The following is a 12,090-nucleotide window of genomic DNA, read 5'->3' as shown; positions in this document are numbered from 1 at the left end:
TTCACGTCAGATAAGGTGTATTTATTGATCAACAACATCTGGTGCGAAGATTATGTAATCAAACTGAGGCACTACTCTATTTTAGATGCCAGTAAAGTTGTTCCAAAGCCCAGAATGGCTATCAGTGCAAAGGACCAGCGCAGGTCCATTGCTTCTGCGATGAATCCAATGAGTGGCGGGCCCAGTAAGAAGCCCAGGAAACCTACTGTGGATACTGCTGCAATGGCGACTCCCGGGGGTAATGTTTTGGATTTGCCGGCTAATGCCAGTACTAGTGGAACTACAGAGGAGACCCCGATACCTACTAACAGAAAGCCCAGTGTAGCTGTGTATATGTTGGGGAATATTATTGCCAGTAATAGTCCGCTGGTACTGATGATACCACTGCACTGCAATACATGTTTCACGCCAAACCGGGTGACTATGTAATCTGCTGCGAAGCGGCCCCCTGCCATTGTACCCATGAAGGCAATGTATCCTACTGTTGTTAGTGATTCGGGGACGTTGATGATCTTCTGGAAATATACCCCGCTCCAGTCGAACATGGTGCCTTCTGTTACCAGGCTGGCAAAAGCTATTAATCCCAGTTTTAAGATGTGGCCGTCTGGTTTTGCGAAAAGGGGCTGGGATCCTTCAGATACCTCATCTTCCGGTAATAAGTTTTTCCAGCAGATTAATACCAATGTCCAGCAGATGATCCCGATGGTGATAAAATGTATGTGTATTGGCCATTTTAAGGCGATTGCCAGCGTCCCTATACCGATACCGGTGAATCCTGCCAAACTCCAGAGTCCGTGAAAGGAAGCCATGATAGATCGCTTGTATAAGGATTCTATTCCTACAGCCTGGGTGTTCATCGCTATTTCGAATACGTTGTTCATGAAACCGAACAAAAAAAGAACGATGACCAGTTGCCAGATTTGTGTACTAAGGCCAATGATGCAAAGCATGAAAGGAAAAAAGAGACCTGCGGTGATGAGGACTCTCCTGCTGCCGATACGGGTAACCATCCAGCCTGAGATGGGTAAGCTGATCATCAGTCCTACGGGTAAGGAGAATAATACGCTGCCCAGTTCTGCGTTGTTAAGGCCGAAGTGGGCTTTTATATCATGAATACGGCAGGCCCAACTTGAATAAGTCAGGCCTGCTATAAAGAAAAAGATGCTGGTGGCAATACGGTAAGACCGCTTTGTGTTAATGGTCATATGTTTTAATCAATGTGTTGCATCATGCCGATATGCTGATGTAAATCATCATAATCAGCAATTTTGATGATATCGTTCAGATGAGCCAGTCTTTTATTTTCTATACCGATGAAGCGGATACCTAATTCAATCGTAGCCAGGTAATCCCAGTTGCCATCTCCTATGTATACGATATCGGATACGTGCTGTTCGCGATGATGCTTTACATTCATCCTGCGGATAGTATGCCCGATGATATCCTGACGGGCCATGGCGTCCTGTGCAAAAGAAGCTGCGGTACATCCATCAATATTGATGCCGGCACAACGTAACTTGAATAATGCGGATTCACGCCAGCCACCTGTTGCCAGTCCTATGCTGAGATGTTCCTGCTGACAGAGGAGTTCTATGATCTTAGCAGCCTTGCTTATTTCACGGATACAGTCCGGGTTGTTTTTATACGCCTGTTCCAGTAAGTTACAAAAATGCAAAATGAATTTGTGCTGTTCTTCTGGGTTGTAAGAACGGCCCAGTCTTTCGCGGAAGAGCTGGTCTATGATACCTGAGTCGGTGGTATTCTTATAATGTCCATAGTTTGTTTCAAAGTCGTAGAAGCCAAATGTATCTTCTATCGCCTGTGTAAAACATTGATCGTCTATTTCAGTGGTATCTGTTAAAGTACCGTCAATGTCGAAGATGATGTATTTCATGTTATTGAGATAAAAGATTTAAGACTGGAGATATTATTGTTCCGTTGTCTGGTACCCACATCACAGCCGAGATCTTTCACTGCTGTGGTAAAATCATTCAGACTGTACCCATTGGTGATGATCTTTTCCAGTTCTAATCTGCCACTGTTGATGAGGTCTACCGCATGTTTAAAAGTATCCTGAGAATCGATGGAACCGATGATAGAGATACTTCTGTCTGCTATCTCGCGGGGGTTGATGGTCTGTTGATTGTTACGTAAGCCCATCAGGGAAATTTTTCCGCCATCTGCAATTGCCAACATGGATTTTTCCAGTAAACTACCAGTGGTATCGATGATCAGGTCGTACTGGTTTTTCTGCGGGATGAATTCCGGCGCTATTTGCCAGCCTTTGGAGAGGACGTTGTTCTGCTCTATCAGCTTGATCCTGTTCTTTGATGTTTCATAGATCACACCTTCCCGGATACCGTGTTGTTTCAACGCCATGTAGAATAGCAGGCCGATAGGACCGCCACCGAGTATAGCAGTACGCATGAAGGGAGTTACAGCCAGTTTCTTTACAGCTGTTAATACACAGCTTAATGGCTCTGACATAGCGCCCTGTTCAAAGGGAATGTTATCATGTAAACCATAAATGAAACGCTGGGTAGTTTTGAAATAGCGGGTGAAAGTACCATCGATGGATACGCCCGCTTCTGTAGTAGATTTCAGCAGGCAATGATTACGTAATCCTTTGCGGCAGTTATCACAGTAACCGCAATAGTAAGTGGGATCTATGATTACACGATCACCTACGTTACAATTATCTACGCCTTTACCTTTTTCTACTATCACACCAGCAGATTCATGTCCGATGATCACCTGTGGCCTTGCGAGGTATTCTCCTGAAATAATACTGAGGTCTGTACCACAGATACCAGTGGCACGTATTTCTACAATTACTTCATCCGGTAAGATGATAGCCGGTTCTTCCTTCTCTTCTATCCTGATATCCCAGGGGTTGTTATATACGATTGCTTTCATGGGGTGTGGTTTATAACTGGCTGAATAATTTGTCTAAACGGAGATAGATCTCTTCTATATCGTCTATTGTAGCGGTGAGTGCGGGTCTTACTTTTACGACGTTACCAAAGCCATAACGCGATCCTCTTAAAATCATTTTATGATCTGTGAGCGCTAAGTCGATGATTTTGTTAGATAGATTTACATCAGGAGCCCCGTCTTTATCAACGATTTCGAGTCCCCACATATAACCGATACCACGTACATCTCCGATGATATGTCCGTAGTCTTCTTTCAGCGTATTCAGCAGTTCACCGAGGATCTTCCCGTTTGTGCGGACATCTTCCAGAAATCCTTCTCTGGAAACGACTTCCATCGTTTTTTGTGTGGCAGTCAATGATAGCAGGTTACCACCTGATGTGTAAGAATGTTCAAACTTTTCAAGCACCGCATATTCAGCACGGTACAGGATAGCAGCTGCCGGGATACCGATACCGCCTAATCCTTTGGCCAGTGTGATGATATCTGGTTGTATATCGTAATATTCACTGGCAAACATATGGCCTGTTCTGCCAATGCCTGTCTGTACTTCATCTGCAATAAGTACGATGTCCAGTTCATCACAAATCTTCCTGATCCTTTCGAAATAACCTTCAGGTGGGATGATGTTGCCACCATTACCCAAAATAGGTTCTATGATCAGACAGGAGACATTACCGGAGCTGGAATACTGTACATAATCGTGGATAGCTTCGGTACATAAAAAGCCGCATGCAGGCGCTCCTTTTGCGGAATACGGGCAACGGTAACAATAGGGAGCAGGGACGATCCCATTCTGAGTGGAGATGGTGTTAGAGAATGATTTACGGCGGAAAGCATTTCCGGAAATACTGGTAGCGAACAGGGTTTGTCCGTGGTGAGACATGGACAGACTGATCACTTCATTTTTCCCGTTATACTTGTTGGCAATTTTCACTGCGCCTTCATTGGCAGTGGAGCCGATAATATCCCGCATCCAGCCGTCTGTAATGTGTTCCGGTGCATGATCGAGGATACTGTCTAATACGTTTTGAGCAAGTTCTCCTGTGAAGGAAGATGAGACGTGGATGAGGTCTTCGACCTGTGTTTTGAGTACGTCTACTAATTCCGGGTGACTATAACCCAATGCGAGGTTAAATGTTCCGGATACGGCATCAATGTACTCTTCATTCTGGGGCGTGTAGAGGCGTATGCCTTTACCTTTAGTGAAATGGACACTACTGGACATGGGATGATGGTTTTAGGATTGTGGAATTATTCTGAGGGCAATAAATTTTCCTTAAGACATTGTTGTGTCCTTACATTTTCGGGTTTACATGAATTGAGTGGCGTTAAGGGTTACATAAGATAACGTTCAATTTGGATAATGGAATTTATACGGGTTAAATACAATTGCAAAATAGAATTCCATTCTCAATATTTTATTTTTTTTGTTTTGCTAAAATGATTTATGTGCTATAAAATGGACAAATATCATTACTACGCAGACGGTACAACGTTATCATAACCGGACAACGGATGTATCATAAACGGACAGTTTTGAGCTACTTTAATATCATAATCAATTCATTATCAATATATAAAAACACGGCATTTTGTTTGATGGCACTCTTCCAAAATCCATAACCCACATGCTGAAGAACTACATCCTGATCGCCTGGCGGAATATCATTAAAAGCCGTTTTTATTCTTTATTGAATATCATCGGGCTGGCAACAGGTATTGCTTTTGCGATGCTGATTATGGCTTATGTATGGAGTGAATTACAGGTGAATGTCCATCTGAAAAATGCCGGCAATCATTATATTATCGAAAGTAAATGGAAAGACCCTAATATGGGGTACGATATGGCTACTGTTGGGGCCTTGTCTAAAGCATTAAAAGAACAATATCCTTCTCTGGTAAAGAATTATTATCGTTTCGATGGTATTACAACCAATGCTACTGTGGGCGAAAAGAGCTTCCGGCAGGGTTTACAGGTCGGCGACAGTACTCTCCTGAATATGTATGGGTTCAAAGTATTGTATGGTGATGCCAGAACGGCTTTGAATGATCCTTTTTCTATAGTACTGACGGATGAAATGGCTAAAAAGTATTTCGGTGTTACGGATGTGACCGGGAAAGCAATTACACTGGAAAACTTTGCTGGCTCCAAACACGACTTCCTGGTTACTGCAGTGGTAAAGATACCGGGAGAAAATTCTGTATCCAGCCTGAATGATGATAATGCGAATTGTTTTTATCTTCCTCTCAGTGCGCTCTCTTTTTTTGGGAGAAATATTGATAGCTGGAATAATATATTTACGGTAAGTTATGTAGAGCTGCAGAATGGGGTTCAACCAGCTAGTCTTGAGAAACCTATTGCGTCCTTACTAAAGACAAATACATCTCCCCAGATATATGAAAATCTGCATCCTTTTCTTGTTCCCTTGAAGAATTATTATCTTGAAAAAGATAATAACCTGGTGAAGCGGATGTTATATACGTTATCTGCTATTGCTTTATTTATCCTGTTAATGGCGGTGATCAACTTCATTAATATGTCTGTCAGCCGTTCTTCTTCGCGGATGAAGGAAATCGGCATGCGTAAAGTATTAGGAGGATTGAGACGGCAACTGATATGGCAGTTCCTGATAGAATCCACTATACTGGTTTGTTTCTCTGCATTGCTGGCGTATGTAATATATCAGCTGGCCAGTCCTGCTTTCGGACAAATGCTGGATAAAAAGATCCCTACTTCTTTTCCTTTGTACTTTATTGCTTTCCCATTGTTGCTGATACTATTAACCGGTCTGGCAGCAGGGTTGTATCCGGCCTTTGTTTTATCTTCTTTAAAATCTGTGGATTCCCTGAAAGGGAAATTAAAGACAGTGAAGGAAAATGTATTGTTACGGAAATCGCTGGTAGCTTTTCAGTTCTTTATAGCTGCTATTGTGCTGATAGGCGCTTTTATTATTACAAAACAGGTACAGTTGTTCTTTAGTAAAGATCTGGGGTATAATAAAGAGTATGTAGTCTCTGCACAGGTACCGAGAGACTGGACGCCTGCAGGTGTCAACCATATGCGGGGAATACGTAATCAGTTTGCTGATATGCCGGAAGTACGAAATGTAGCTTTATCGTATGAAGTCCCTGATGGCGCCAGTTCAGGTAGTATGAGTGTTCATAGGGCGGAAGCTGATTCCAATACATCCGTCGCTTCTATTCTGCTGACAACTGATGCATACTATGCAGACACCTATGGTATTCCCATGGAAAGCGGTCAGTTTTTCAATGAGCCTGTTGATAGCAGTAAAGTAGTGATCAATGCTGCTATGTCGAAAGCATTGGGGTTTGCTAATCCTACAGATGCGATAGGCAGAAAGGTGAAGGATAAATCTTCGGGAACAGTATTTACTGTAACAGGAGTAACAAAAGATTTTCATTTTACTACTATGCAGCAGGCGGTACAACCGATACTTATCCTGCATTTAAAGATGAATCCTATCTTCCGGTATTTTTCTTTTAAACTAAAAGGCACCAATTCTATCGCTGCAGTACAAAAGAAATGGGCGGCGTTAATGCCAGGAACTCCCTTTGAGTATAAATTTATGGACGACCGCCTTGCCAGGGTATATAAGACAGAAATACAGCTTAAACAGGCTGCCTATACAGCTACCCTCCTCTCCTTCATTATTGTTCTTTTAGGCGTGATGGGAATGATCTCTTTAAGTATTCAGAAACGGACTAAAGAGATCGGTATCCGTAAAGTATTAGGGGCTTCTATCAGCAGTATTGTAGCGTTGTTTGTGAAGGAGTTTATGCTGGTGATTGCAGTGGCAGGTATTGTTGCCTGTCCGGTAGCTTATCTGATCATGAAAAGATGGCTGGATGATTATGTGTACAGGGTAGATATTACGGCGACACCGTTTCTGCTTACCTTAGTATTGCTGGCTGCGATAACAGGGGTATTGATTGTTTTGCAGACGATAAAAGCGGCGTTGGGGAATCCGGTGAAGAGTTTGAAGATAGAGTAACATATTTATGCATATTCTATACCATGATTTATGAAAAATTTCACGACATAATCTCTATTTATGGTAGTGAATGTTATGGCAGCGTAGATTGCCAGAGGTTATTGATCATAAATACACTACATCTGACTGTTTAGTTCTCTGATTTAGCTTGGGAATATGGGTTCAGGATTTGTTTTTCAATTTAACTTCACCTAATATTCACGTCAGATAAGGTGTATTTATTGATCAATAACATCTGGCACGAAGATTATGCAATCAAACTGAGGTACTACCCTATTTATCCCTTTTTGATTTAAATTTGTTGTTAACCGATGTCATATAAACCCTCATCATAATAATAACCCTATTATACGTTCTTTCAGCTGGGACTGCCATAGCACGTATTAGCTATAAGCAGATTAAAGCTGTAATCTGTATAATACAGATTATTGTATAATTTCGTATCTTGAAGTGAACATTGTTAATACTGTTATGCCCAATATTTACAATCATAAAAGAGACCGCGTTATTGCTAACAATTCCAATGCAGATAACATTTCTGCTGCTGCTAAAAGCTACCCTGCAGTTACTCCATCATTATCTTCAATGCAGGACCAGCCTGTTTCTGCCTTAGATACACGCAGTACGAATACTCCTTTTCAATTAAAAAATACGGGGGTTGTCCAGCTGAATAAAAAATGGATGGACTATAACAAAATGGACTTTTCTGAAGATTTTACAGCAAGGCATTTATCGTTTAGTAGCCTTGATGCAAGGGTTAGATCAGTACAGCGTGGATTAAAAGATGGACTGGATGAGTCTACGGTAATAGTGGCAGATGATAGCAAAAGGTGGGCATTACTGAATGACTTCTCTAAAGATTATAATAGAGAGGAGCATGGCAAAAATGATAACATTGTATATTCCACGCATAGATTTACGGTAGTTGCTACTACTTATATTGGTGATCATGAATATGCACTTGGAACAAGTCACGAGTATGATACGCAGGAATATGAGCAGGTGATGGTAGTTGCTGGTGTTGGATTAAATGATCAGTATTTTGGACAAATCGGCCATTTACATTATACAGATGGCGGTACGCCTAAAGGAATTAAATACCGGACAAAGGTTTTCGCTAACCATAGTGACTGGCTAATTCCTATGGACGGGAAGTAGTAATATTTTAAACGTAGTGCCTTTATTTATTTCAGAAGCCTTCCTTCAGATCTTATCATGAAACTGACAGATAAGTTTATGGAGAAAAAGGCTTTCAGGTTGAAAGCCTTTTATTTTAGCGGCATCCCCTATTATTCACCAGCAAAACATAATTAATATAACTGGACGCATAAAAAGTACCACCACTTACGCCACCAACATTAGATGCACAGCCACCGTCGTAAGTATAACTGCTATCCCAGAAATCCAGTGTGGTACAACTGCCACTGATTACTGTAACAACAACCTTATAAGCTACGAAAGTTTGGGTATCTGTGGCCGATGCATTAGCCGCAACGCTATGCGAACCACTGCCAAGGAAGTTATTGCTGGCATCGTAATAGGCCAGGCCAATGTTTACGGTATTGGTAGTAGTGTTTTGAATAGTGACGGCAATATGCGGCGGCTTATCGGCTTTGGGTGTCGATAATAGCATAAGCATCAAAAGGAGCATTTTCATACAATGAGGGTTTGAGGGGTATAATTATTACTATCCGGGATCAGCCATTCTAATGGGTTTGCGCTTATCGTCCTGGCAAGGGCCGTGCAGGTATCTTTATAATAGTTTCCGGTTGTAAGTATTCTTTTACAAGTCTCTCTGTAATCTCTTCTACAGAAATGCCTTCCCTATCATTTCTTTATATAATGGCTAACGTTTTGCTTTTAAAAGAAAGTATCCTCTTTGCCATATCCGTGTCTTTATCAAATATACTGAAAAAAGGATCACATTTCTGTGACCCTTTAAGAGCGGGCTACCGGGGACGAAGTTCGAACCTGTTTGCAGATAATTTATCTGAAATTCATTAGTGAAATGAATTTAAACACTTGCTATTAGTAGCTACACAATAGCTGCTAAAAACAACCTGATCTAAAGTGCATATTTTCAGGTGGCTCCTTTATGCCAGCTGCCATGCAATCCATGCTGCAAATTCGGCAATTTTAACTCCTAAACTAATTTCGCTAACGTCAAACGGTGCTCCATTAATATCTGTTATGCTGGTCCCTTCACCTTCAGGTGGGCGATGGTTTACATCAATGGAATGCCGCCAATAATTTGCATGATCAGCCCATTCCTCCTGATTTACCAACTCAGGCGACCCAGCCCAGAGGTTCCAGATCAAAATATTGTTTTCCTGTAGCAGGTTACCGGAACCCAAATTGAAAAGCTCCATGACCTTGCTGTTAAAATCGTCCACTTTTGAATCAGAAGTCGAATTTATACTCCCAATTGTTACTGCTAAATTTGCAACGGCCCATGCATACTCACCCCAATGGTTGGCTCGTTCAGGAAAAGGGTAATCAGGGTATTCACCCATCCGTACCTGAATTATGTCATTGGTGCCGTCCTCATTAGATGTACTTAACCTGATCCCTTTGGATTTGCTAAGGGGTAACTTGTCAGACCATTTTTTGTTCAATTTCTGAAGCAGTTCCCATAAAAAACCACTATCACTGTCCGAACTGAACCAAATTGTAGGTTGGATTTTTACATCTGCTGCAAATAAATCTTCTACAGATGCAAGCTCGTTGATCCAACCTCTGTTTCCGGTAACAGTAACTTCAACGTTCAACGTAACGCCAACCGTTGGAAAATAAACACCTTGTTGAGGACATATTATGGACCAGACTCTTCCTGTATTATCATACCCAAGTCTGGATATATCCGGCGCAAACATCTGATACTTTCTTGTAGTGGGGTCTCCTTTAATTACCTCCCAGCTAAATTCCGGCCACTTAGCCCTTAACATACGGTTAATACTTGGAATGTGATCCATATTTCCTTCAAAAGGGAGGGATGAAAGAAGTTCGGACTTTGGATAGGGTTGTTCGGGGGGTTGTGTAGAAAATCCGCCAATCCATCCTGCGGGAATAAATGATTGTTGTGGGCTGTGTTGATTTTGTTCCATGGTTTTTTTTGAGATTTAACAAATCATTTTAGTACGACTAACAAGCCTGCAGTATAAATTACTGCCTGATCATAAGCCTATTGCATTTGATATCATTGCAATAATCGTATAATTTCCCCATAGTTTTACCATTAAAAAACGGTATTTAAAATGTTGAAACTGGAATTAATCAGTTTGTAAAAGATCATCACATCAACTTACTGGTTTTAACATCAAGGTCAAGAAATCTACTCATAGACTTATTTCACAAAAGTGTTGTGGTACATATCTGCTGGCATCCAACAGTACCTGTTATAATTTTACCAGGAGATAATTAATCAAATTAAAATCTTAAAAAGCATATGGGTACTAAAATGACCTGCGTACAAAGTTTCTGCTGAATAATTATAACCTCCTGTTTACTCAACATTTTTCAAAGTTATTTAATAATGAGGCATTTAGAAATGGAGATGTCAGCCTGGATATTAATAAAATAAATTCCAAATATCAAAACTTTAATTACTAAGCAACAGCATACAAATTATAAATTCTTCATACATTTGCATCGCAATCAGCAAAAAAACTATAATTATAGTTAACCGACCCAATATTTTATACCATATCAGAAAACCGTAAAATCACAATTCAAACAACAAATTACCTATGAAAAAATTAGGACTTGGTTTGCTTTCAGCAACCTTGCTTTTAGTTGCATGCAAAAAAAACAATGACAAAGCAACACTCGGCACAGTAAGTTCATTCACTATGGGTGAAGGCAAGGGTGATACCACCATACTTACTACTCTCGGAAGTGAATATTCAAATGGATTTATCTTTTCAGATGCCGTAACGAGTACTTTTACAGGTACTGCCAGTCAGGTATATATTCACCTCGACTCTATGATTCTGGCTGATGGCCAGACTTACACCTACTCCAGTTCAGACTCTGTAGGATACAATCCTGTTAAAAACTTCAAATACGCAGCCGTATATCTTGGATATACTTACAAAAATGGTGTAGCGTATCCGCAGTCAGGAGCTATATTAGATAAGCTGGTGAGTGGCGTCGTTACTGTTAAAAAGACAGACGATGGTTATGGAGTAAGTTACAATCTTAAATACAGCAAACATACCATTACTGGTAAGTATGTTGGTAAGATGAGTCATAGCGAAAAAAGCTAGGTATCATGTTATTATAGATCATCCCTGAGTTGTTTTACTAACAATTCAGGGATTTTTTTTGCTTATACAAAGGAAAATAAGTATCTTATCTAAACCATTCCTCAAAAGAATGGTCAACCCGACAGCTGTAATTGCCCAAATAAAGGAAGTGCCAAGAAGAAGACAAATTATTATTTAACCCTCCTAAACATCCTCATTATGATCACACAGAAAAGGAAACTTCTCCTGTCCAACATTGAGAAAATCGGTGAGCTCATTACCCTCACCCAAGCCATTGAAATGATGGCAACCTATCAAAGCCAGGTGCCCAATGGCATAGGCGCCGTTTTGTACAGCAAAGAACTGATTGATAAGTTACTAAGCGTTCCGGGTTGTGTAGGCATCCGCATAGTAAATGCTATGCATGAAGGGACACACACTCCTCTGCTGGTAGCAGTAGACAGTTTCAACAAAAACATCCTTGCTCTCATAGCAGGTAAGGGTGGCATCAGCCCTTATTATAACCCATGGGAAACAAACTGTCCCGTAATTTGCCAGACAGGTGAATTCATCAGCACAACAGATGCTGTTGACATGATCAAAGAATATCAGGATCTGCATCCCGGTACCACCAAGTCAAATGTATGTGGCAGGGAACTTATTGAAACACTACTGAGTGCTCCCGGTTGTGAAGGACTTCGTTTGTTCAATGGTTTTGCTGAAGGAGATCAAAAAATTGTACTGGTACCTGTAGATGCTATGCATCATGCTATTGTTAAATGCCAGCTAACAACAAATGCAGGTATGTTTTTCATTGATTTCCCTGTTGGAGATGGTACGTTGGCCTGCCCTCCTTATTGTCCGCAACCTGATCTCGCTGTTTTATAATCCCCTCC

11 protein-coding genes are annotated in these 12,090 nt (G+C 41.0%); 5 read left to right on the top strand and 6 right to left on the bottom strand.

Annotated features, from left to right (window positions below):
* Nucleotides 1-71 precede the first annotated feature (71 nt).
* Genes BMW86_RS26720 through BMW86_RS26705 form a run of 4 tightly spaced genes read right to left on the bottom strand, consistent with a single transcriptional unit; the run spans nucleotide 72 to nucleotide 4,162 of the window.
* Complete coding sequence (locus tag BMW86_RS26720) at nucleotides 72-1,205, bottom strand: MFS transporter (RefSeq protein ID WP_089785957.1); 1,134 nt, start codon at nucleotides 1,203-1,205, stop codon at nucleotides 72-74.
* A gap of 5 nt (nucleotides 1,206-1,210) precedes the next feature.
* On the bottom strand, nucleotides 1,211-1,894 hold the full coding sequence (locus BMW86_RS26715) for an HAD family hydrolase (protein WP_089785955.1): 684 nt from the start codon (nucleotides 1,892-1,894) through the stop codon (nucleotides 1,211-1,213).
* Complete coding sequence (locus tag BMW86_RS26710) at nucleotides 1,891-2,916, bottom strand: zinc-dependent alcohol dehydrogenase (RefSeq protein WP_089785953.1); 1,026 nt, start codon at nucleotides 2,914-2,916, stop codon at nucleotides 1,891-1,893. Before BMW86_RS26710 ends, BMW86_RS26715 begins: the two co-directional genes overlap by 4 nt.
* Before the next feature lie 10 nt (nucleotides 2,917-2,926).
* Complete coding sequence (locus BMW86_RS26705) at nucleotides 2,927-4,162, bottom strand: aspartate aminotransferase family protein (RefSeq protein WP_089785951.1); 1,236 nt, start codon at nucleotides 4,160-4,162, stop codon at nucleotides 2,927-2,929.
* A gap of 403 nt (nucleotides 4,163-4,565) precedes the next feature.
* On the opposite strand from BMW86_RS26705, the gene BMW86_RS26700 reads away from it, so the two are divergent.
* Together BMW86_RS26700 and BMW86_RS26695 are read left to right on the top strand one after the other, a co-directional pair.
* The gene (locus tag BMW86_RS26700; RefSeq protein WP_089785949.1) at nucleotides 4,566-6,950 is read left to right on the top strand and encodes an ABC transporter permease; all 2,385 of its coding nucleotides are present in this window, start codon (nucleotides 4,566-4,568) and stop codon (nucleotides 6,948-6,950) included.
* Nucleotides 6,951-7,421: 471 nt separating this feature from the next.
* Nucleotides 7,422-8,108 carry a hypothetical protein gene (locus BMW86_RS26695; RefSeq protein ID WP_089785947.1) on the top strand — a complete coding sequence of 229 codons (687 nt, stop codon included), beginning with the start codon at nucleotides 7,422-7,424 and terminating at the stop codon, nucleotides 8,106-8,108.
* 115 nt (nucleotides 8,109-8,223) lie between these two features.
* On the opposite strand, the gene BMW86_RS26690 is transcribed toward BMW86_RS26695, so the two are convergent.
* Together BMW86_RS26690 and BMW86_RS26685 are read right to left on the bottom strand one after the other, a co-directional pair.
* Nucleotides 8,224-8,607, bottom strand: coding sequence for a hypothetical protein (locus BMW86_RS26690; RefSeq protein WP_089785945.1), 384 nt, complete (start codon nucleotides 8,605-8,607; stop codon nucleotides 8,224-8,226).
* 436 nt (nucleotides 8,608-9,043) lie between these two features.
* Complete coding sequence (locus tag BMW86_RS26685) at nucleotides 9,044-10,054, bottom strand: hypothetical protein (RefSeq protein ID WP_089785943.1); 1,011 nt, start codon at nucleotides 10,052-10,054, stop codon at nucleotides 9,044-9,046.
* Between the two features lie 164 nt (nucleotides 10,055-10,218).
* On the opposite strand from BMW86_RS26685, the gene BMW86_RS33405 reads away from it, so the two are divergent.
* The 3 genes from BMW86_RS33405 to BMW86_RS26675 all read left to right on the top strand — a co-directional run bounded on the left by BMW86_RS33405 (nucleotide 10,219) and on the right by BMW86_RS26675 (nucleotide 12,082).
* On the top strand, nucleotides 10,219-10,371 hold the full coding sequence (locus tag BMW86_RS33405) for a universal stress protein (RefSeq protein WP_143056760.1): 153 nt from the start codon (nucleotides 10,219-10,221) through the stop codon (nucleotides 10,369-10,371).
* A gap of 325 nt (nucleotides 10,372-10,696) precedes the next feature.
* Nucleotides 10,697-11,215, top strand: coding sequence for a hypothetical protein (locus tag BMW86_RS26680; protein ID WP_089785940.1), 519 nt, complete (start codon nucleotides 10,697-10,699; stop codon nucleotides 11,213-11,215).
* 198 nt (nucleotides 11,216-11,413) lie between these two features.
* A complete protein-coding gene (locus tag BMW86_RS26675; RefSeq protein WP_089785938.1) occupies nucleotides 11,414-12,082 on the top strand; it encodes a hypothetical protein in 669 nt (222 codons plus the stop codon).
* The last annotated feature ends 8 nt before the right edge of the window (nucleotides 12,083-12,090 follow it).

Source organism: Chitinophaga sp. YR573, from assembly GCF_900110995.1.
Classification (GTDB): domain Bacteria; phylum Bacteroidota; class Bacteroidia; order Chitinophagales; family Chitinophagaceae; genus Chitinophaga.
The sequence above is the reverse complement of the archived record's forward strand: the minus strand, read 5'-3'. Positions and strand labels throughout refer to the sequence as shown.